General features: G+C 61.9%; 19 protein-coding genes. 3 read left to right on the top strand and 16 right to left on the bottom strand.

The annotated features are described in order from the left end of the window. Nucleotides 1-32: 32 nt before the first annotated feature. The 5 genes from NLX68_RS00095 to NLX68_RS00075 all read right to left on the bottom strand — a co-directional run bounded on the left by NLX68_RS00095 (nucleotide 33) and on the right by NLX68_RS00075 (nucleotide 6,601). The gene (locus tag NLX68_RS00095) at nucleotides 33-1,052 is read right to left on the bottom strand and encodes a DUF5924 family protein (RefSeq protein ID WP_010222601.1); all 1,020 of its coding nucleotides are present in this window, start codon (nucleotides 1,050-1,052) and stop codon (nucleotides 33-35) included. Between the two features lie 113 nt (nucleotides 1,053-1,165). Then, nucleotides 1,166-2,539 (bottom strand): pitrilysin family protein, encoded by a 1,374-nt coding sequence (locus NLX68_RS00090; protein ID WP_254281994.1) that lies wholly within the window; start codon nucleotides 2,537-2,539, stop codon nucleotides 1,166-1,168. Nucleotides 2,540-2,576: 37 nt separating this feature from the next. Beyond that, on the bottom strand, nucleotides 2,577-4,235 hold the full coding sequence (locus NLX68_RS00085) for a Na/Pi cotransporter family protein (protein WP_254281993.1): 1,659 nt from the start codon (nucleotides 4,233-4,235) through the stop codon (nucleotides 2,577-2,579). A gap of 215 nt (nucleotides 4,236-4,450) precedes the next feature. Further along, nucleotides 4,451-5,218 (bottom strand): TerC family protein, encoded by a 768-nt coding sequence (locus NLX68_RS00080; protein WP_115084425.1) that lies wholly within the window; start codon nucleotides 5,216-5,218, stop codon nucleotides 4,451-4,453. Between the two features lie 75 nt (nucleotides 5,219-5,293). Next, nucleotides 5,294-6,601, bottom strand: a complete 1,308-nt coding sequence (locus tag NLX68_RS00075; protein WP_254281992.1) for a CitMHS family transporter — start codon at nucleotides 6,599-6,601, stop codon at nucleotides 5,294-5,296. Between the two features lie 303 nt (nucleotides 6,602-6,904). Between NLX68_RS00075 and NLX68_RS00070 the strand changes: the two genes are divergently transcribed. Beyond that, nucleotides 6,905-7,306 (top strand): GFA family protein, encoded by a 402-nt coding sequence (locus tag NLX68_RS00070; protein WP_254281991.1) that lies wholly within the window; start codon nucleotides 6,905-6,907, stop codon nucleotides 7,304-7,306. Here the strand turns inward: NLX68_RS00070 and NLX68_RS00065 are convergent, their stop codons facing one another. The 10 genes from NLX68_RS00065 to NLX68_RS00020 all read right to left on the bottom strand — a co-directional run bounded on the left by NLX68_RS00065 (nucleotide 7,307) and on the right by NLX68_RS00020 (nucleotide 17,078). Beyond that, nucleotides 7,307-9,265 (bottom strand): DUF4105 domain-containing protein, encoded by a 1,959-nt coding sequence (locus NLX68_RS00065; RefSeq protein WP_254281990.1) that lies wholly within the window; start codon nucleotides 9,263-9,265, stop codon nucleotides 7,307-7,309. It lies immediately after the preceding gene. Further along, nucleotides 9,262-9,582 (bottom strand): DUF2388 domain-containing protein, encoded by a 321-nt coding sequence (locus NLX68_RS00060; protein WP_010222593.1) that lies wholly within the window; start codon nucleotides 9,580-9,582, stop codon nucleotides 9,262-9,264. The genes NLX68_RS00065 and NLX68_RS00060 overlap by 4 nt, the downstream gene beginning before the upstream one ends. A 27-nt stretch (nucleotides 9,583-9,609) precedes the next feature. Beyond that, the gene (locus NLX68_RS00055) at nucleotides 9,610-9,903 is read right to left on the bottom strand and encodes a DUF2388 domain-containing protein (RefSeq protein WP_254281989.1); all 294 of its coding nucleotides are present in this window, start codon (nucleotides 9,901-9,903) and stop codon (nucleotides 9,610-9,612) included. 117 nt (nucleotides 9,904-10,020) lie between these two features. Next, nucleotides 10,021-10,338 (bottom strand): DUF2388 domain-containing protein, encoded by a 318-nt coding sequence (locus NLX68_RS00050; protein WP_010222591.1) that lies wholly within the window; start codon nucleotides 10,336-10,338, stop codon nucleotides 10,021-10,023. Between the two features lie 296 nt (nucleotides 10,339-10,634). Continuing rightward, complete coding sequence (locus NLX68_RS00045) at nucleotides 10,635-10,850, bottom strand: DUF1127 domain-containing protein (RefSeq protein WP_010222590.1); 216 nt, start codon at nucleotides 10,848-10,850, stop codon at nucleotides 10,635-10,637. A gap of 318 nt (nucleotides 10,851-11,168) precedes the next feature. Beyond that, entirely contained in the window at nucleotides 11,169-12,662 is a 1,494-nt protein-coding gene (locus tag NLX68_RS00040; protein WP_254281988.1) for an acetyl-CoA hydrolase/transferase family protein, read from the bottom strand. Between the two features lie 178 nt (nucleotides 12,663-12,840). Then, on the bottom strand, nucleotides 12,841-14,277 hold the full coding sequence (locus NLX68_RS00035; RefSeq protein WP_010222587.1) for an NAD(P)(+) transhydrogenase (Re/Si-specific) subunit beta: 1,437 nt from the start codon (nucleotides 14,275-14,277) through the stop codon (nucleotides 12,841-12,843). 2 nt (nucleotides 14,278-14,279) lie between these two features. Beyond that, nucleotides 14,280-14,612, bottom strand: a complete 333-nt coding sequence (locus NLX68_RS00030) for an NAD(P) transhydrogenase subunit alpha (RefSeq protein ID WP_010222585.1) — start codon at nucleotides 14,610-14,612, stop codon at nucleotides 14,280-14,282. A gap of 11 nt (nucleotides 14,613-14,623) precedes the next feature. Further along, on the bottom strand, nucleotides 14,624-15,745 hold the full coding sequence (locus NLX68_RS00025; RefSeq protein ID WP_010222584.1) for a Re/Si-specific NAD(P)(+) transhydrogenase subunit alpha: 1,122 nt from the start codon (nucleotides 15,743-15,745) through the stop codon (nucleotides 14,624-14,626). A 406-nt stretch (nucleotides 15,746-16,151) separates the two neighbouring features. Then, complete coding sequence (locus NLX68_RS00020; RefSeq protein ID WP_115084991.1) at nucleotides 16,152-17,078, bottom strand: LysR family transcriptional regulator; 927 nt, start codon at nucleotides 17,076-17,078, stop codon at nucleotides 16,152-16,154. A 160-nt stretch (nucleotides 17,079-17,238) separates the two neighbouring features. On the opposite strand from NLX68_RS00020, the gene NLX68_RS00015 reads away from it, so the two are divergent. Together NLX68_RS00015 and NLX68_RS00010 are read left to right on the top strand one after the other, a co-directional pair. After that, a complete protein-coding gene (locus tag NLX68_RS00015) occupies nucleotides 17,239-18,420 on the top strand; it encodes an acyl-CoA dehydrogenase (protein ID WP_100781906.1) in 1,182 nt (393 codons plus the stop codon). A gap of 13 nt (nucleotides 18,421-18,433) precedes the next feature. After that, entirely contained in the window at nucleotides 18,434-19,654 is a 1,221-nt protein-coding gene (locus NLX68_RS00010; protein WP_254281987.1) for a CaiB/BaiF CoA-transferase family protein, read from the top strand. Between the two features lie 83 nt (nucleotides 19,655-19,737). Here the strand turns inward: NLX68_RS00010 and NLX68_RS00005 are convergent. Continuing rightward, nucleotides 19,738-19,978: hypothetical protein (locus NLX68_RS00005; RefSeq protein ID WP_254281986.1), on the bottom strand; the 241-nt coding region annotated here is incomplete at its 5' end.

Raw genomic sequence — 19,978 nt, 5'->3', positions numbered from 1 at the left:
CGACCAACGGTTCGCAGCCTCAGAGCATAGCGTTACTCGGCTGCGGGCGCTTGACCATCGTCAACCACCCGAAAGCGCAGCACACCGATGACCTGGCCGTCTTCGGTCAGCACCCGCACCTGCCAGCGCCCCACAGGGTTGCCGGGGAAGTTCTGCTTGTGGGTCCAGGCGCGGTAGCCTTCCTTGCGCCCGCCGTGGATATCCAGGGCGATGCGGTCGACCTCTTTGCCCTCGAACTGCCAGACATGATAGATCCGCTCGTTCAGCCCGCGAGGGGCATTGATGGCGGTAAACGCGTAGAGGCCAGCGCGTATTTCACTGGCGTTGATCTGCTTCAGGCTGTTGCCCGGGGTGCGGTTCTCGACCTGGGTGCTGACCGCCACTTCGGCCATCCACAGCGTTGCCGGCGGTACCCAGGAACGCAGCATCCAGCCGCCGGCGCCGACGGCCAGGGTCATTACCACCAGCATCAGGCCTCGGCGCCAGTGGCTGATCGGGAAGCTGCTGGCCAGGCTCGGGAACGACAGTAGCATGGCGATGCCCAGGGCCAGCTTGAAGCTTTGCGAGGTGGTCAGGTGCAGGATGATCGGCAGCGCGGTGAGCAGTGCGGCGAACAGGGTCAGGGTGTGCAGCGCCAGGTACAGCCAGCGCCGTGGGGCCAGCCACTTGTAGTACAGCGGGTCGATAATCGAGATCAGCCCGGCGGCGGCCAGGATGCCGGTAAACACCAGTTGGCCGCTGTTCCAGGTGGTGGTCACGAAGAAGAACGGCAAGACGAAGAACAGGCTTTCCTGGTGGATCATCTGCGTCGCATAGCGCAGCAGCGGTTGGGGAATTTCGCGCTTGAAGACCTTGGCAAAGACCTTGGTGAAGGTGTTCTCCATCATCAGCCAGATCCAGCTGATGAGCATGACGATGGCGATCCAGCTGGCCAGGCTTTCCTGGCGATCGACCAGGATGAAGCTGCCGACACCGGAGATGAAACCGCCGAGGGCGATGACCCCGGGGTAGCGCTTGATCAGCTCGATCAGGCGCTGGAGGTAGAGAGGCATGAAGGTGTTCGCAAGGTCAGGTAAAAACTGGCACAGGATACTCTGGTTTGAGCTGGCCTTGTGCTGTTACTGCGGGCGCCCACCCATCTAGGGCAAAGCCTTGCTGATCGGATCTAGCGGCGCCGCCGCCCCCAGATCAGTACCCCGGCCAACAACACCGCCACCGCCAGCGCTACCCACCCATACAACGCGTCGTAACTGAGCAGCGGCTTCTCGATCCGCACATAGCCAGGTTCGGCCAGCAACTGCTTCAGGGCTCGGTTGGCATCGTCGAGGCTGATCCTGCGCAACGCCCGCCCCGGATCAGTAAAGCGCCCGTCGCTGTAGCCGTTCAGCGCCCCCCAGTAATAATCAGCCAGGGCGCTATTACCCTGAGTGGCCCAGGCTTCGCGGTCGATGGCAGCCTGCTTGATGCGCTGGAAGGTGACCGGGTCCAGGCCATCCTTGCGCAAGCGCTCAAGCATGGCGGCCAGGGCCTGCTCGGCGGCATCGACATCGGCACGGTCCAGGTCGGCATTGAGCACCATCAACCCGGTGTCACCAAAGCTTTCGCGCTGGCTGGAGGGGCCATAGGAAAAGCCGTGCCTGAGCCGCAATTCGTCATACAGCGCCCAGTCCAGATAGCGCTGCAGCAGGTCGTAGGTCTGACCATGGTCGTTGTCCAGCACCGGCTCCAGGAACAGCCAGTGCAAGTGTGCGCTGTCGCCCAGCCAGCCGCGGGTCAGCTCTCGGCGGGGTTCGCCTGCGTGGGTAACGCCGTCAAGCACCCGCCGTTCACCTGGCTCGACCGCTGGCAGCTCGCCATAGGTGCGCTCCAGGTAGGCCGGCAGCAGGCGGTCGAGGCCGCCAACGACGATCAGGGTCATGTTGTTGGCGGCGTACCAGTGCTGGCGCAGGTCGTTGACCTCCTCCAGGGTCATGTCCTCGATGGAGGAGCGCTCGGCGCACTTGAGCCCCAGTTCCACCGCCAATTGGTCGCTGGCGCGGTGGCCGAGGTCCTGGCGGTCGAGCCAGCGTTGCAGGTGGGAGTAATGGCCACCGTCTTCGCGTTCGACGATGCGCTTGGACAGCTCCAGGGCTTTTTCATCGATCCGGGTGTCGTTGATCACGGCCAGCAGCAGGTCGAGCACCTTGCGCTGGTTGCGCGCCGGCGCTTCGATGACGAAGGTGGTATCGGCGCTGCTGGTGTAGGCGTTCCACTCCCCGCCCAGCGCCTGCATGCGCTCTTCCAGGCCACCCTCGCCGCGGTCGTCGATACCGCTGAACAGCAAGTGTTCGAGCAGGTGCGGCAACTCCTGACGCTCGCACGGGAAGTCATCGAAGCCGACACCCACCACCAGGCGGATCGACACATGGTTGCGTTCATAACCTGACTTGAGTACTACCTGCAGGCCGTTGGGCAGCAGATAGCCTTCGACCTGGGAGCGGTCGAGGGCAAAGCCGGGCACGCAGCCCAGCAACAGGCAAATGAATAGCAGGCAACGCATGGCGAGCTTCCTTGCGGGAGTTCTTGGGGTCAAGCGATCAGGGTGAATGAGCGTCGTCCGGCACACTGTCGAGCAGTAGGCCGCCGGTATCGGAACCGCCCAATACGACATAGGCACTGCTGCAGAACAAGGAGTTCAATCGTTTCATGTCGGCGATCAGTTCCAGGTGCAACGAGCTGGTCTCGATACTTTGCACCACTTTACGTTGCAGTCGGCTGACATGGGCGTGGGCCAGGCGCCGCTCCTGGGCGCGGAAGCGGCGTTTTTCCCGCAGTAGCTGGCGGGCGCTTTCCGGGTCGGCGCTGAGGAACACTGAAAGGCCCAGGCGTAGATTGGCCAGCAACTGGCTGTGCAGCCCGGTGAGTTCTTCCAGGCCAACGTCGGAAAACTCCCGGCGCTGGGAGGTCTTCTGCTGCTGAACCTTGCGCAGCATGCGCTCGATCAGGTCGCTGGCCAGCTTGAGGTTGATTGCAAGCTCGATAATTTCGGCCCAGCGCCGGCTGTCCTGCTCGCTGAGGTCTTCGCGCGGCATCTGCGCCAGGTACAGTTTGATGGCGTTGTACAGGGCCTCGACGTCTTCGTTGAGGCCGCGCATTTGCTGGGTCATGGCGGTCTGGGTACCGCGCAGCACATTGAGCATGGCATCGAGCATGCTGTCGACCAGGTCGCCCATGCGCAGGGTTTCGCGCACCGCGTTGGCCAGGGCCAGGCTGGGCGTGGTCAGTGCGGTGGCATCCAGGTGCCGTGGGCGGGCTCGGCCGTTGGCTTCTTCGCGCTCGGGCAGCAGCCAGCTGCACAAGCGCCCCATCGGGGTAACCGTGGGCAACAGGATCAGGCAGCGCAGGGTGTTGTAGAGCAGGTGAAAGCCGATCACCAGCTCTTGTGGGCTGAAGCTCAGGCTGTCCATCCACGCCACCAGCGGATGCAGCACAGGGATGATCAGCACCAGGCCGATCAGCTTGTACAGCAAGCTGCCCAGCGCCACTTGGCGGCCGGCGGCGTTTTGCATGCTGGTGCTGAGAAAGGCCAGCAGGCCGCTGCCGATGTTGGCGCCGATCACCAGGCCGATGGCCACCGGCAGGCTGATCAGCTCGGCGCCGGCCAGGGTTGCGGTGAGCAGCACGGCGGCAAGGCTTGAGTAGGAAATCAGCGCAAACAGGGCGCCGACCAGGGCATCGAGGAGGATGTCGCCGGTGAGTGAGGCGAACAGCACTTTCACGCCCTGGGCATGGGTGATCGGCGCTGCCGCTTCGACGATCAACTGCAGGGCGAGGATGATCAGGCCCAGGCCGATACCGACGCGGCCCAGTTGGCCGGCGCGGGTCTGCTTGCGGGAAAGAAAGAAAATCACCCCGAGAAAGATCAGCAGCGGCGACAGCCACGACAAATCAAACGTCAGCACCCGCGCCATCAGTGCCGTACCGACATCGGCGCCGAGCATGATCGCCAGCGCCGGGGTCAGGCCCATCAGGCTCTGGCCAACGAACGAGGTCACCAGCATCGCCGTGGCGTTGCTGCTTTGCACCATTGCCGTCACCAGGATACCGGCGACAAACGCCAGCGGCCGCTTGGACATGTTCTGGCTCAGTACCCGACGCAGGTTTGAGCCATACACCCGCAAGATACCGGTACGCACGATGTGCGTGCCCCAGATCAGCAACGCCACGGCGGAAAGCAGATTGAGCAGGGTCAGCATTGAAAAGGCCCCCTGTAATGCGCCCCAGTGGGGCAAATGGATAATGCTGTGAGCCTGTCCTGCTACCAGGCGGTTTTTCCCAGTGCTCACTTAAGCTGTAGTCGGCCAACGGCCGTGGCGCCAGCATCGCATAGCCATGGCAGCCTTTGAAACAAAACTGTCATGGCGCTAAATGAAAAAAGGGCCCCGCAGGGCCCTTTTCAACAGCACCGGGATTACTGACCCGGGATGTCCTTGCGAAGTTTCACCGGATCGCTCTGTTGCTTCTTCTTGGCCATGGCCGTGCGCATCTTGATGTTGATCGCTTCGACTGCCAGCGAGAACGCCATGGCGAAGTAGACGTAGCCTTTCGGTACGTGTACGTCGAAGGATTCGGCGATCAGCACGGTACCGACCACGATCAGGAACGACAGGGCGAGCATCTTCAGCGACGGGTGCTTGTCGATGAAGTTACTGATGGCGCCGGCGCACAGCATCATCACCAGCACGGCGACGATAATCGCGGCGATCATCACCGGTACGTGGGAAACCATGCCCACGGCAGTGATCACCGAGTCGAGGGAGAAGACGATGTCGATGATCGCGATCTGGATGATGGTGTAGAAGAACTTGCCGCCGGCGCCGCTTGGCTCGTCGCTGGTTTCGTCTTCACCTTCCAGGCCGTGGTAGATCTCCTGAGAGCTTTTCCACAAGAGGAACAGGCCGCCGAAGAACAGGATCAGGTCGCGCCCGGAAATGCCCTGGTCGAACACTACGAACAGATCGGCGGTCAGGCGCATTACCCAGGTGATCGACAGCAGCAGCAGGATCCGGGTGACCATGGCCAGTGCCAGGCCGAAGATCCGGGTGCGCTGTTGCATGTGCTTGGGCATGCGGCTGACCAGGATCGAGATCATGATGATGTTGTCGATACCGAGAACGATCTCAAGCGCCGTCAGAGTAAAAAAGGCAACCCAGATCTCTGGGCTGGTCAGCCATTCCATGTGTATTCCTTCGAACGATGTAAGCAGAGCGCCCCAGGCAATGGGGCGCGGCTACGGTTAGGTGACTCTGTTGTTTTATAGGCTACTGAACAGGGGGAAAATTCCCATGAGCAGCGCGGCGAGCATTATGCACAGGCAGATCAACACTGCCCACTTCAAGGTGAAGCGCTGATGATCGCCGAACTCGATGCCGGCCAGGGCCACCAACAGGTACGTAGAGGGTACCAGCGGGCTGAGCAGATGCACGGGCTGGCCGACGATCGACGCGCGGGCCATTTCCACCGGCGAGATGCCGTAATGGCTGGCTGCTTCCGAGAGCACCGGCAAGACCCCGTAGTAGAAGGCGTCGTTGGACATGAAGAAGGTGAACGGCATGCTCACAACCGCGGTAATGACCGCCAGGTAAGGGCCCAGCGCATCCGGGATGACCGCCAACAGGCTTTTGGACATGGCATCGACCATGCCGGTGCCGGAGAGGATGCCGGTGAAGATGCCCGCCGCGAAAATCAGCCCTGTCACTGCCAGTACGCTACCGGCATGGGCGGCGATGCGGTCTTTCTGCTGCTGCAGGCACGGGTAGTTGACGATCATGGCGATACTGAAGGCGATCATGAACAGCACCGGCAATGGCAACAGGCCCATGATCAGCGAGACCATCAGCAGCGCGGTCAGGGCGCCGTTGAACCACAGCAGTTTAGGGCGGCGGGCGTCCGGGAACTGCGAAACGCTGATTTCGCTGTGATCGATTTCATCACCCGGCAGGTGCAGTTCACCCAGGCGCGCACGTTCACGCTTGCCGTACGCATAGGCAATCGCCAGGAGGGCGAGGACACCGGCGAGCATGGCTGGAATCATCGGTACGAAGATCGCTGACGGGTCGACATGCAGGGCGCTGGCGGCGCGAGCGGTCGGGCCACCCCAGGGGGTCATGTTCATGATGCCGCCGGCGAGGATGATCAGGCCGGCCATGATCCGTGGGCTCATGCCCAGGCGGCTGTACAGCGGCAGCATGGCTGCCACGCAGATCATGTAAGTGGTGGCGCCATCGCCATCCATCGACACCACCAGGGCCAGTACTGCGGTGCCGACCGAGACTTTCAGCGGGTCGCCCTTGACCAGCTTGAGGATCTTGCGCACGGCCGGGTCAAACAGGCCGGAGTCGATCATCAGGGCGAAATACAGGATCGCAAACATCAGCATGACCCCGGTCGGCGCCAGTTTGCTGATGCCTTCGAGCATCATCGGGCCGATCTTGACGGAAAAACCACCGAACAGGGCGAACAGGATCGGTACCAGGATCAGCGCGATCAAGGCCGACAGGCGCTTGGTCATGATCAGGTACATGAAGGTGATGACCATGGCAAAGCCGAGGAAGGTCAGCATGGGAGTACTCCAGGCGTAGCGCGTCGAAGGAAGAACGATTCGGGCGGATCAGCGCACGGGGCGCGGCGCGTGGAATAGCGGAGGGATTGCTGCAGGGAGGCGGGCGTAGGAAAGCATCAGTATCACCATTGTTGTTGTTAATTGGGCCGGGCGCCGCATGCAACACACGGGGCCCTGGCTGACCGGTCTTGTGCCGGTAGTGGGGCAATCCTAAGGCGGGAAGCTTTCAGCCAGCTTTCGCTGGCCCAAAGCCGACGAGAGGTGCATTGTTGGCTATCAGCCAGTAGGTATCAGGAGGGAGCGATGCGTGATTCGTACGAAGGCGGCTGCCATTGCGGCGCCCTGCGCTACCGGATTCAAGGTCCATTGACGGATGTTGCCCACTGCCATTGTTCGGTTTGCCGTCGGGTCAGTGGTGGTTTACTGATCACCTGGTTGACGGTGGATTGCGATGATTTCCAATGGTTGAGCGGCACGCCGCAACGCTACGACTCGTCGGCCAGTTGCGTGCGCTATTTCTGTAGCCGTTGTGGTGCCCATGTGGCGCTGACCACTGATCTGAGCCCGCAGAGCATCGATGTTACGGTTACCACGCTCGACCAGCCCGAACTGGCGCCGCCGAACCGGCACATCTGGATCGACAGCCGCCTGCCCTGGCTGCATTTGGATGAACAGTTGCCTGAGGAGCACGGCGAAACCCTGTGATCAGGGCAGTTGCAGGCCGCCGCCGGCCTTGTGCAGCGCACGCAAATGTTCGCCCACCTGCTTGATGTTGGCCTCGACCGCCTTGATTTCAGCCGCACGGGCCGGGCCGAGCAAGGCTCGGACCTCCTTGTCGAGGTCGGCGCTGAGGGTTTGCAGCTGTTTTTGCCGCTCGCTGGTTGCACTCAGCAGCTTTTCGCGCTCGCTGGCCTGGGGCAGGCCGTAACCGCTGCTGCCCAGCAGTTCCGCCGGGCGGCTGAGAAAACCGCTGTTGGCGAGGATCTGCTGCAGGGTGTTGTTGGCCTTGCCGACGCTGGCGTCGTTGAGCTCACGCCCGGTGAGATAGCGTTGTTTCACCTCGTCCTGGGCCAGCAACAGTTGCCGGCGCAGGCTGGCTTGCTCCAGGAGCAGCAACGCCGCGCTGGTGCGCAGATCAGCCTGGGCAAACCACTGCTGGCGTTGCTCGGCGGACTGCTCCAGCCAGGCTTCCACGTTGTCCTGCTTGATCGGCAGTTGCTTCTTCAGCACCAGGAACATCGCCTGGTAGCGGTCCCGGTAGGAGTCGAAGCGGTAACCCAGGCGCAAGGCCTCGCGCGGGTCGTCGAGTACGCTGACATCCGCCAGGCCACGGCCTTCGAGCACTTCGAGCAAGCCATTGGGGACGATGCTGTCCAGATCGTTCAGGCGTGGGTTGGCGGTGCCGCTGCGCAATAGCTTGAGGGTTTCAACCGCACAGTTGTTGGACAGGAAGTAGTAGTTGCCGTCGTAGCTCCAGTGCATCTCGGCGGCCTGGCGCACCAGGCTTTCCAGTTCGTCGCGGTTGAGCCTGAGCGGGATCGAGGCGAGGCTGCGCAGTTCGGTCTTGGTGTACTCGTCGATCACCTGTGCCAGTGGCAAGACGAACAGTCGCGACGGATAGGCACCGGTCAAACCGTCCCAGCTCGACAGTTGCACGTCATTGACGAAGGCCCGGTACGACAGCACCAGGTGCTGGTCCAGGTCCAGGCGGCAGTCCGGCCCGCGCGGGCGCCCCGGGGCGCAGATCACCAGGCGCAACATGCTGTGGCCCCAGCGGCTGACCCAGTTCTGGTTGGCTTCGGCCAGCAGGTAATCCACGGCGTAGACCCGCTCGGGGTCGATCTCGCCCAGCGGCGATTTGGCAAAGTCATTGCCGGCGTTGAGAAATGGCAATGCGCTCGGGCATGGCGGATGCTCGGGCGCCCAGTCGAAATGCCCCTTCAGGTAAGCCTGCAGGGCCGGGCGCCGACAGGCAAAACTGGGGTCAAGCAGGAAGTACTCCATGTTGACCGCAATGAATTCCTTGGGGCTGCTCAGCTCATAGCTGTCGGGGCTGCGTGCCACCTGGCGGTTGTGCTGCTCACGCTCGCCGCGGCGGCCTACATACTGCTGCCAGCCGGCCAGGTCGAGCAGGCGCGGGTCGTCGCTGAGGGTGAAGCGGCGTTCGGTCTGGCCACGGCACTGCTCGGGCAGACCGACTTTGCCCTGACTGTTCTGCTGCCGGCTGCACTGGGTGATCAGCCGGCGCTGCGCACCCTGCCATAGGCGGGCGCGGTCATAAATGTGGGTCAGTTCATGCAGGACGGTGGCCAGCAGTTCCTGGCGTACGCTGCCGTGGGGGCGGCTGGTTTTTTGCGTGGCGGCGCTGCCATCGGTGAGGCTTGGCAGCAGGCGGCTGTTGAGTTCCAGGGTGGATACCGGCGACGCCTGGCCATAGGCGTCCTCTGGCATGCGGCTGCTCCAGCTGACCTGGATGCGTCGGTCAAGGCGGGTCTTGAAGCTCGGCGGCAGGGCCTGCAGGGCTTCATCCAGCAATGCCTGGCTGGCCCGCTGTTGTTGCGGGCTCAGGCCATCGGCCTGCAGCACCAGCTGCAGGTCGGCCAGTGCCGGGCTGCCGAACAGTGTCAGCAAGCAGCCCAGCAGCCAGGCACGTAGCGGTTTCACAGGGCGAGAATGGCTTCAGCCAGGACCTGGTCGCTGGCCTGGCGTGCTTCTGGAACACGCTGGCGCAGGGTGTCGAAGGCCGCTTCTAGCTGCGCGCCACGGATCTCGCCACGGCTGGCGACATAGCTGGCGGCATCGTCGCGGGCTTCGCGCACGACTTTGGAATCGCGAATCGAAGTGGTGGTGTCGGAGGTGAAATCGATCGAGCGGCCAAAGGCGCGAACGATAATGTTGCTGGTGGCCACCAGGGTTTGTGCCTGGGCTACATCGGCCAGCAACAGAAGGCCAAGGGTGGCGGCAATCAGCGGGTTACGCATGGAGCATCTCCGGGAGAACAGAAGTAATCATTGGACGAGAATTGCCTGCGCCAGTTCAAGGTCGCTGGCATGAAGTTGTGGGTTGGCCTGACGCAGCCGGTTCAGTACCGCCTCAAGGCGAGCGCCCCGCCACTGGCCATCGCTGGCCACAAAGGCCGCAGCATCGTCATGGGCGGCCAGCAGCAGTTTGCGATCGAAGGGCACTGACGTCACTTTGCTGGTGACGTAACCACTGACGACAAGGTTGTTGGTGGTCAGGTCCAGCGCCAGGGCGGCACCACACCAACAGAACACGAGCAACAGCAATGACAGATAACGCATGGGTCTCGAACGGCAGCTGAATCAAGCGCCAAAGGCTATCCCAATGCGCCGGTGAGGACCAGCGCAGAGGGCCCGGCTTGGTTGCATGGTGTTACATGCCGCCGGAAGCGAGCGACTTCAGAGCGCCAGGATGGCCTGTGCCAGTTGCGCGTCGCTGGCCTGCAGCGTTGGGGTCTGCTGGCGAATATGGGCGAAAGCGCTCTCCAGTTTCGCGCCGCGGATATCACCGTGGCTGGCAACGAAGCTGGCAGCGTCGTCACGAGCGGCCTGGACAATCTTGTCGTCACGGAAGGAGGACGACACGTCGGAGGTGGCATCAGTAGAGGCGGCGACACCACGAACGACGGTATCGGTGGTGACGACAAAGCTGGTGGCGTTGGCAGTGGAAGCCAGGGCCAGCAGCAGCGCGGCGCCAAACAAGCGTGAATGGAACATGGTCGATCTCCTGGATAGGCTTTGGTGGTTCTTATGTCAGACGCACGCTCAGCTTGTTGCGCTACTTTTTACCAAGCTGGGTACGCTAAGGGTATCACGCGATAGGAACCTGAGGGTTGGACCACATCGTCGCAAGATTTATCAACTGTACCGGTCATATTCTTTAAATATAGAACTGTACATGTCGTGGCGTCAGCCGCTCTAGCCCGGGCCTTTAAACGAAAAAACCCGTCAGCAGTCACCTGCGACGGGTTTTGGGGAATTCGAGGTGCCGGCCTTGGCCGGCGAGCCCTGCATTAACGCCAGAACGGCTTGCTCAGCTCTTCGTAGCGTTGTGCTTCGCTGATACCGGCGTCGGCCAGCAGACGCGAATCCAGGCGAGCCAGTTGGTGGCGGCTGGCAATGCGGCGTTGCCACAGCATCAGGTTGGCCAGCAGGCGCAGTGGCAGCGAGGCCTTGGATTGTTCGGCGGTGTTTTCGAAAACCAGATCGGAACTGAGGGTACGTTCCATGATGTCATCCTTCCGCTTGTGGCGGCATTAGGTAGTGATTTAACTGATGCCAATGATCCTCCTCTGTCGTCCATAACAGTAGATACAGTTCACCTACATTGTGATGGGCCAGTTAACTGTTTTAAGCGACTGTTGCACTCGGAATAGGCGCAACTGTACTGGTCGGCACTGAAATGGTGCATTCTTGATCAAGAGAGGGATGACGAAGCGGAAAAAGGCGATGAAATCACCGGTACAGTAGAACAGTTTTTGCCTGGATAAATAAATCAGTTGCCCGGCCGGTTGGCATTGCGCACAACCGGCGGGTCACTGTGCAGGTCAGCTGGCGAGCATGCGCCCGGTTTCTTCCAGGTTTTCGTGCCAGGCCAGGGCTTCGCGCAGAATGTGCGGCGTGTGGCCGCCGCGTTCGCAGGCGCGGGTGAAATAGTCGTTCAGCGCGTCGCGGTAATCCGGGTGCACGCAGTTGTCGATGATCACCCGGGCACGTTCGCGTGGCGCCAGGCCGCGCAGGTCAGCCAGGCCCTGCTCGGTGACGAGGATGTCGACGTCGTGCTCGGTGTGGTCGACGTGGCTGACCATTGGCACCACGCTGGAAATCGCCCCGCCCTTGGCAATCGACTTGGTGACGAAGATCGCCAGGTGCGCGTTACGGGCGAAGTCACCCGAGCCACCGATGCCGTTCATCATCCGCGTGCCGCAGACGTGAGTGGAGTTGACGTTGCCGTACAGGTCGAACTCAAGGGCGGTGTTGATACCGATGATGCCCAGGCGGCGGACCACTTCAGGGTGGTTGGAGATTTCCTGCGGGCGCAGGACCAGCTTGTCCTTGTAGCGCTCCAGGTTGCCGAACACGTCGGCGTTACGGCGGGTCGACAGGGTGATCGAGCTGCCCGAGGCGAAGCTCAGCTTGCCGGCGTCGATCAGGTCGAAGGTCGAGTCCTGCAGTACTTCGGAGTACATGGTCAGGTCTTCGAATGGGGAGTCGATCAGGCCGCACATTACCGCGTTGGCGATGTTGCCGATACCGGCCTGCAGCGGGCCGAGCTTGTTGGTCATGCGCCCGGCGTTCACTTCCTGCTTGAGGAAGTTGATCAGGTGGTTGGCGATGCCCTGGGTTTCGTCGTCTGGCGGCAGCACGGTGGACGGCGAGTCCGACTGCTCGGTGATGACGATACCGACAATCTTGGCCGGGTCGATCGGGATCGCGGTGCTGCCGATGCGGTCATCGACTTTTACCAGCGGGATCGGCGTACGGGTCGGGCGGTAGGTCGGGATATAGATGTCGTGCAGACCTTCCAGGTTGGCGTTGTGCGCCAGGTTGATCTCGACGATCACCTGTTTGGCGAAAATCGCGAAGCTGGCCGAGTTGCCCACCGAGGTGGTCGGCACGATGTGGCCTTGCTCGGTGATGGCGACCGCTTCGATGACCGCGATGTCCGGCAGCTTGAGCTGCTGGTTGCGCAGCTGCTCGACGGTTTCCGACAGGTGTTGGTCGATGAACATGACCTTGCCGTCGTTGATGGCCTTGCGCAGGGTGCTGTCGACCTGGAACGGCATGCGACGGGCCAGTACCCCGGCCTCGGTCAGCTGTTTGTCGAGGTCGTTGCCCAGGCTTGCGCCGGTCATCAGGCTGATTTTCAGGGGCGACTGCTTGGCGCGTTCGGCCAGTGCATGGGGCACGGCCTTGGCTTCACCGGCACGGGTAAAACCGCTCATGCCGACGGTCATGCCGTCCTCGATCAGGCCAGCGGCATCAGCCGCACTCATTACCTTGCTGTGCAGGGAGGACAAGCGGATACGATCACGGTACATGGATTGTTATCTCGGGCTACTAAAGCTAGATGCGCAGTCTAGTGTTTTCGCCTGGCTTCGTCCCGCGACCAAGGTCGAATGCGAAGCCCTGAAATAGAGCCTTCTGTCGGCTGGCCGGGCATGAAAAAGCCCCAGCCGGTACCGCACTGGGGCTATTTGTCACAGCGGGTTGAACGGCTTATTCGACCGCTTTGACCATGTCTTCGATGACCTTCTTGGCGTCGCCGAAGACCATCATGGTCTTGTCCAGGTAGAACAGCTCGTTATCCAGGCCGGCATAGCCGCTGGCCATCGAGCGCTTGTTGACGATGATGGTCTTGGCCTTGAAGGCTTCGAGGATCGGCATGCCGGCAATCGGCGATTTCGGATCGTTCTTCGCCGCCGGGTTGACCACATCGTTGGCGCCCAGAACCAGGACCACGTCGGCCTGGCCGAACTCGGAGTTGATGTCGTCCATCTCGAACACCTGGTCGTACGGCACTTCGGCTTCGGCCAGCAGTACGTTCATGTGCCCGGGCATGCGCCCCGCTACCGGGTGGATCGCGTACTTCACGGTCACGCCGTTGTGGGTCAGTTTCTCGGTCAGCTCTTTCAACGCGTGCTGGGCACGCGCTACTGCCAGGCCGTAGCCAGGAACGATGATCACGGTGTCGGCGTTGCTGAGCAGGAAGGTCGCGTCGTCGGCCGAACCGGATTTCACCGGACGGGCTTCCTTGGCGCCGGCCGGGCCGGCCGCTTCTGCCGCGCCGCCGAAACCGCCGAGGATCACGTTGAAGAACGAACGGTTCATCGCCTTGCACATGATGTACGAGAGGATCGCACCGGACGAACCGACCAGGGAGCCGGCGATGATCAGCATCGAGTTGTTCAGCGAGAAGCCGATACCCGCCGCCGCCCAGCCCGAGTAGCTGTTGAGCATCGACACCACCACCGGCATGTCGGCGCCGCCAATCGGGATGATGATCAGCACGCCCATGACGAACGCCAGGATCAGCATCAGGGCAAAGGCGCTGTAGCTGCCGGTGAAGGTGAACATCAGGCCCAGGCCGATGGTGGCAAGGCCGAGGATCAGGTTCAGCTTGTGCTGGCCGCTGAACTGTACTGGTGCGCCCTGGAACAGGCGAAACTTGTACTTGCCCGACAGCTTGCCGAAGGCAATGACCGAACCCGAGAAGGTGATCGCACCAATGGCGGCGCCGAGGAACAGCTCCAGGCGGTTACCGCTAGGGATCGGGTCGCTGATGCTGGCAACGATGCCCAGCGATTGCGGCTCGACCACCGCGGCAACGGCGATGAACACCGCGGCCAGACCGATCATGCTGTGCATGAAGGCAACCAGCTCGGGCATCTTGGTCATTTCAACGCGCTTGGCCATGATCGAGCCGGCAGTACCGCCGACCAGCAGGCCGACGATCACGTAGCCGATGCCATCGGTAGCCAGCTCCGCGCCCAGCTTATAGATGAGGCCGATGGTGGTGATGATCGCCAGGGCCATGCCGAGCATGCCGAACAGGTTGCCGCGCCGTGACGTGGTCGGGTGCGATAGGCCCTTGAGCGCCTGGATGAAGCACACCGAGGCGACAAGGTAGAGAAGTGTTACCAGGTTCATGCTCATGTTTACTTCTGCCCCTCTTGCTTCGCTGCGCCCTTGCCTGGGGCTTTCTTCTTGAACATCTCCAGCATGCGCCGGGTGACGAGGAAACCGCCGAATACGTTGACCGCTGCCAGGGCCACCGCGAGGGTGCCCATGGTCTTGCCCAGCGGCGTGACGGTCAGCGCGGCGGCCAGCATGGCGCCGACGATGACGATGGCGGAGATGGCGTTGGTGACCGCCATCAACGGCGTGTGCAGCGCCGGGGTGACGTTCCAGACCACGTGGTAACCGACATAGATCGCCAGCACGAAGATGATCAGGTTATAGACGTTGTGAGAGATCAGCATGTCTTCCATTGTCTGGCTCCTTATCCGTTCTTGCGGATGACCTGGCCGTCGCGGCACATCAGGCACGCGGCGACGATGTCGTCTTCGAGGTTGATCGTCAGCGCGCCGTCCTTGTCGAACAGCAGCTTCATGAAGTCGAGCAGGTTGCGTGCATACAGGGCCGAGGCATCAGCGCCGACCTGGGCTGGCAGATTGGTCGGGCCGACGATGGTCACGCCCTGCTCCACCACCACCTGGTCAGCGACGGTCAGCGGGCAGTTGCCACCTTGGGCCGCGGCCAGGTCAATGACCACCGAGCCGGGTTTCATCTGCGCCACGGTTTCGGCGCTGAGCAAGGTCGGTGCCTTGCGGCCGGGGATCAGTGCGGTGGTAATGACGATATCGGCCTGTTTGGCGCGCTCGTGCACCGCCAGGGCCTGGCGCTGCATCCAGCTGGCCGGCATGGGCCGCGCATAGCCGCCGACACCTTCGGCGCACTCGCGCTCTTCATCGGTCTCGTAAGGGACATCGATGAACTTGGCGCCCAGCGATTCGATCTGCTCCTTCACCGCCGGACGCACGTCCGACGCTTCGATCACCGCACCCAGGCGCTTGGCCGTGGCGATGGCCTGCAGCCCCGCGACACCGGCACCGAGGATCAGCACGCGGGCAGCCTTGACGGTCCCGGCGGCCGTCATCAGCATCGGCATGAAGCGCGGATAGTGGTGAGCGGCCAGCAACACGGCCTTGTAACCGGCAATGTTGGCTTGCGACGACAACACATCGAGGCTCTGTGCCCGCGAGGTGCGCGGCGCGGCTTCAAGGGCAAAGGCGGTAATGCCGCGCTCGGCCATCTTGGCGATGGTTTCGTTATTGAATGGATTGAGCATGCCCACCAGGACGGTGCCGCTCTTGATCTGGGCCAGTTCGCTATCGTCAGGGGCTACAACTTTCAGAACCAGCTGAGCTCCAAACGCATCGGCAGCGCTGCCAATAGTGGCGCCTGCTGCTTCATAGGCACTGTCCGGAACGCTGGCGTTGATGCCGGCGCCGCTCTGGACGGTGACCTGATGCCCCTGGCCAATCAGTTTCTTGATGGTTTCCGGGGTTGCAGCAACCCGTGTTTCGCCCGTCTGCGTTTCGAGAGGAACACCAATGTGCACGTCATTTCTCCTGCGTGATCTTTTGTTGGTAAACCAGCGCACTGCGGATGGTGCGCTGGGGCGGCCGATCAGCACGATCCCGCCGAATTCAAGCGGGGCGCGGCATTTTGCAGGTGATTCCTGAATCGCTTCAACCAGTTTTGAAGGGTGACGGCAATCAAACTACAAGTCACCCTGTGACCGAATGTCGCAATAACAGGCCTGGAGCCCGCCAAGCGCGGGCTTCAGGGAGATTACGGTAAAATTTGAAAATTTTCCGCCGAAATTGCTGAATGCCTGGCTAAAAGCGCGATTTATGCTGTGAAGGCCGCATAAACAGCAGGGTTAAGGGCTTTTGTGAGGGCCTCTGAAACAGTTGGCCTAAATGCGACATTTCCTTATATCTGTAGGGTTTAAGTTTTGTTGACTACGGGGTCAAGTTATAGCTGTCGTCCTTATGCGCTGCGGCGTAGCGGCTCGCCTCTCCCACCAGCCAGTCGCGGAAAGCGCGCAGCGAAGCCGATTCCACCTTACGCTCGGGGATCATCAGGTAATACGCCTTGATGCTCGACAGCGCGTGCGGGCTGGCCACCACCAGGCGCCCTTCTGCCAGTTCGCGCTGGATCAGGAAGGGCGGAATCAGCGCCACGCCCATCTCGTGCATGGCGGCCTGTGCCAACATCGAGAATAGCTCATAGCGCGGGCCGGTCATGTCGCGGGCGACGTTCATTTCCAGGCTGTTGAACCACTGGCGCCAGGCGTAGGGCCGAGTGGTCTGTTGCAGCAGCGGTAACTGGGCGATCTGCTCGCCCGTGAGCTGCTTGTTATTGCCAAGCAACGCCGGGCTGCACACCGGCACGGGGTTCTCGCCCATCAGACGATGGGACTCGGTGCCCGACCAGTCGGCATCACCGAAGTAGATCGCCGCGTCGAAGCTGGTATCGGCAAACAGGAATGGCCGGGTGCGGTTGGTCAGGTTGACCGTGACCTCGGGATGGCGCTGCTGGAAGTCCTTGAGCCGCGGCAGCAGCCATTGGGTGCCGAATGTCGGTACCACCGCTAGCTCGATGACGTTGGCGCCCTGCTGGCCCATCACCGACAAGGTGTCGCGTTCCACCGCATCGAGCTGGGTGGCGACCCGGCGGCTATAGGAAAGCCCGGCTTCGGTGAGCTTCACCCCGCGGCGGGAGCGGCGAAACAATTCGACATTGAGAAACTCCTCGAGCCCGGCGATTTGCCGACATACGGCGCCCTGGGTCAGGGATAGCTCCTGGGAAGCCTTGGTAAAGCTCTCGTGGCGGGCGGCTGCCTCGAAGCAGACCAGGGCCGCCGTACTGGGGATCTTGCGCCGCATGTACATCAACCTCACTAATAAGGCGTAAAGATGGCCTTTGTGACCATTACGAAGTGAGAAATTATCACAAGAGCATGCGCAATCCTCGTTTGTCTCGTCGCCTGAACGGGCCTAGGATCAATGCACAACAACTCTGGTCCCATTTCTCGAGGATTCGCTCATGGCCGGTAAAGCAAGCTTCAACTGGATCGACCCGCTGTTGCTCGACCAACAGCTCACTGAAGAAGAGCGCATGGTGCGTGACAGCGCTTATCAGTTCGCCCAGGACAAGCTGGCCCCGCGCGTGCTGGAAGCGTTCCGTCACGAGCATACCGACCCTGCGATCTTCCGCGAGATGGGTGAAGTCGGCCTGCTCGGCGCAACCATCCCCGAGCAATACGGCGGCAGCGGCCTGAACTACGTGTGCTACGGCCTGATTGCCCGGGAAGTGGAGCGTATCGATTCCGGCTACCGCTCGATGATGAGCGTGCAGTCCTCTCTGGTCATGGTGCCGATCAACGAATTCGGTACCGAGGCGCAGAAGCAGAAGTACCTGCCCAAGCTCGCCAGCGGCGAGTGGATAGGCTGCTTCGGCCTGACCGAGCCAGACCATGGTTCCGACCCGGGCTCGATGATCACTCGCGCCAAGAAGGTCGACGGCGGCTATCGTCTGAGCGGCAGCAAGATGTGGATCACCAACAGCCCGATTGCCGACGTGTTCGTGGTCTGGGCCAAGGATGATGCTGGCGACATCCGCGGCTTCGTCCTGGAAAAGGGCTGGCAGGGCCTGAGTGCCCCGGCGATTCACGGCAAGGTCGGCCTGCGCGCTTCGATCACCGGCGAAATCGTCATGGACAACGTGTTCGTGCCCGAAGAGAACATCTTCCCGGATGTGCGCGGCCTGAAAGGTCCGTTCACCTGCCTGAACTCCGCACGCTATGGCATCTCCTGGGGTGCCCTGGGCGCCGCTGAAGCCTGCTGGCACACCGCGCGCCAATACACCCTGGACCGCAAGCAGTTCGGTCGCCCGTTGGCTGCCAACCAGCTGATCCAGAAGAAACTGGCCGACATGCAGACTGAAATCACCTTGGCGCTGCAAGGCTGCCTGCGCCTGGGCCGGATGAAGGACGAAGGCACCGCTGCGGTCGAAATCACCTCGATCATGAAGCGCAACTCCTGCGGCAAGGCCCTGGACATCGCCCGGATGGCCCGCGACATGCTGGGCGGCAACGGTATCTCCGACGAGTTCGGTGTGGCCCGTCACCTGGTCAACCTCGAGGTGGTCAACACCTATGAAGGCACCCACGACGTGCACGCGCTGATCCTCGGTCGCGCGCAGACCGGCATCCAGTCCTTCTATTAATAAGGAGCCAGCCATGGGCGCGCTATCTCATCTGCGGGTGCTGGATCTGTCGCGAGTGCTGGCCGGGCCCTGGTCCGGGCAGATACTTGCTGACCTGGGCGCCGAAGTGATCAAGGTCGAGCGCCCGGGCAGCGGCGATGACACACGCGCCTGGGGGCCGCCCTTCCTTAGGGATGCCTGCGGCGAGAACACCAGCGAGGCGGCCTACTACCTGGCGGCCAACCGCAACAAGCGCTCGCTGACCATCGACTTCACCCAGCCCGAGGGCCAGCGCCTGGTGCGCGAGCTGGCAGCCAAGTCGGATGTGCTGATCGAGAACTTCAAGGTGGGTGGGCTGGCTGCCTATGGGCTGGATTACGAAAGCCTGAAGGCAATCAACCCGCGCCTGGTGTATTGCTCGGTCACCGGCTTCGGCCAGACCGGGCCCTATGCCAAGCGCGCCGGCTACGACTTCATGATCCAGGGCCTGGGTGGCTTGATGAGCCTGACCGGGCGGCCAGAGGGTGAAGAAGGTGCCGGTCCGGTAAAGGTCGGTGTCGCATTGACCGACATCCTCACCGGGCTGTACTCGACCGTGGCGATCCTGGCCGCCCTCGCCCATCGTGACCGCGATGGCGGCGGCCAGCATATTGATATGGCGCTGCTGGACGTGCAGGTTGCCTGCCTGGCCAACCAGGCCATGAACTACCTCACCACCGGCACGCCGCCTCGGCGTCTGGGTAATGCCCATCCCAACATCGTGCCTTACCAGGACTTCCCTACCGCTGACGGCGACTTCATCCTCACCGTGGGCAACGACGGGCAGTTCCGCAAGTTCGCCGAGGTTGCTGGCCAGCCGCAGTGGGCGGACGATCCACGCTTTGCTACTAATAAGCAGCGGGTTGCCAATCGTGCCGAGCTGATTCCACTGATCCGCCAGGCCACGGTGTTCAAGACCACCGCTGAGTGGGTCGCGCAGCTGGAGCAGGCGGGTGTGCCGTGCGGGCCCATCAATGACCTGGCGCAGATGTTTGCCGACCCTCAGGTCAAGGCGCGGGGCCTGGCGATCGAGATGCCGCACCCGCTTGCCGGGCAGGTGCCGCAGGTGGCCAGCCCGATTCGATTGTCCGAGACGCCGGTGGAGTACCGGCATGCACCGCCGCTGCTGGGGGAGCATACCGAGCAGATCCTCGGCGAAGTGCTTGGCCTGGCGGCATCGGAGATCGAGCGTCTGCGGGTGGCCAAGGTGGTCTAAAGCTTCAAGCTATAAGCTGCAAGCTACAAGTTGAGCGCGGTGCCCCTGCTTTTACTTGCAGCTTGAAGCTTGCTACTTAATAGTCAAAACGCCCCCGCTGAAACAAAGTTGAAATAAGTCCTTGACGCCCCTGCGGATGTGTCTATAATTCGCCCCACTTCCGGCGCAGTCGGAACTGAAAACTCCTTGAGTTTCAAGGAGTTAGCGGTTCCAGGGTCATCCGGAAGGGCTTCGATCGAAAGATCGGCAGCGGTGAAAAAGGCAGTTGACAGCGGTTTGAAACGCTGTAGAATTCGCCTCCCGCTGACGAGAGATCGCAGCGAG

Source organism: Pseudomonas sp. SBB6, assembly GCF_024213215.1.
Taxonomy (GTDB): Bacteria; Pseudomonadota; Gammaproteobacteria; order Pseudomonadales; family Pseudomonadaceae; genus Aquipseudomonas; species Aquipseudomonas donghuensis.
Note: the sequence above shows the minus strand (reverse complement) of the source record. Positions and strands in the feature narration are given on the sequence as shown.

Bases quoted from the DNA above. Each gene is read 5' to 3' on its own strand.
- NLX68_RS00095 (WP_010222601.1), bottom strand. From the start codon at position 1,052: ATGCCTCTCTACCTCCAGCGCCTGATCGAGCTGATCAAGCGCTACCCC.
- NLX68_RS00090 (WP_254281994.1), bottom strand. From the start codon at position 2,539: ATGCGTTGCCTGCTATTCATTTGCCTGTTGCTGGGCTGCGTGCCCGGC.
- NLX68_RS00085 (WP_254281993.1), bottom strand. From the start codon at position 4,235: ATGCTGACCCTGCTCAATCTGCTTTCCGCCGTGGCGTTGCTGATCTGG.
- NLX68_RS00080 (WP_115084425.1), bottom strand. From the start codon at position 5,218: ATGGAATGGCTGACCAGCCCAGAGATCTGGGTTGCCTTTTTTACTCTG.
- NLX68_RS00075 (WP_254281992.1), bottom strand. From the start codon at position 6,601: ATGCTGACCTTCCTCGGCTTTGCCATGGTCATCACCTTCATGTACCTG.
- NLX68_RS00070 (WP_254281991.1), top strand. From the start codon at position 6,905: ATGCGTGATTCGTACGAAGGCGGCTGCCATTGCGGCGCCCTGCGCTAC.
- NLX68_RS00060 (WP_010222593.1), bottom strand. From the start codon at position 9,582: ATGCGTAACCCGCTGATTGCCGCCACCCTTGGCCTTCTGTTGCTGGCC.
- NLX68_RS00055 (WP_254281989.1), bottom strand. From the start codon at position 9,903: ATGCGTTATCTGTCATTGCTGTTGCTCGTGTTCTGTTGGTGTGGTGCC.
- NLX68_RS00050 (WP_010222591.1), bottom strand. From the start codon at position 10,338: ATGTTCCATTCACGCTTGTTTGGCGCCGCGCTGCTGCTGGCCCTGGCT.
- NLX68_RS00045 (WP_010222590.1), bottom strand. From the start codon at position 10,850: ATGGAACGTACCCTCAGTTCCGATCTGGTTTTCGAAAACACCGCCGAA.
- NLX68_RS00040 (WP_254281988.1), bottom strand. From the start codon at position 12,662: ATGTACCGTGATCGTATCCGCTTGTCCTCCCTGCACAGCAAGGTAATG.
- NLX68_RS00035 (WP_010222587.1), bottom strand. From the start codon at position 14,277: ATGAGCATGAACCTGGTAACACTTCTCTACCTTGTCGCCTCGGTGTGC.
- NLX68_RS00030 (WP_010222585.1), bottom strand. From the start codon at position 14,612: ATGGAAGACATGCTGATCTCTCACAACGTCTATAACCTGATCATCTTC.
- NLX68_RS00020 (WP_115084991.1), bottom strand. From the start codon at position 17,078: ATGCGGCGCAAGATCCCCAGTACGGCGGCCCTGGTCTGCTTCGAGGCA.
- NLX68_RS00015 (WP_100781906.1), top strand. From the start codon at position 17,239: ATGGCCGGTAAAGCAAGCTTCAACTGGATCGACCCGCTGTTGCTCGAC.
- NLX68_RS00010 (WP_254281987.1), top strand. From the start codon at position 18,434: ATGGGCGCGCTATCTCATCTGCGGGTGCTGGATCTGTCGCGAGTGCTG.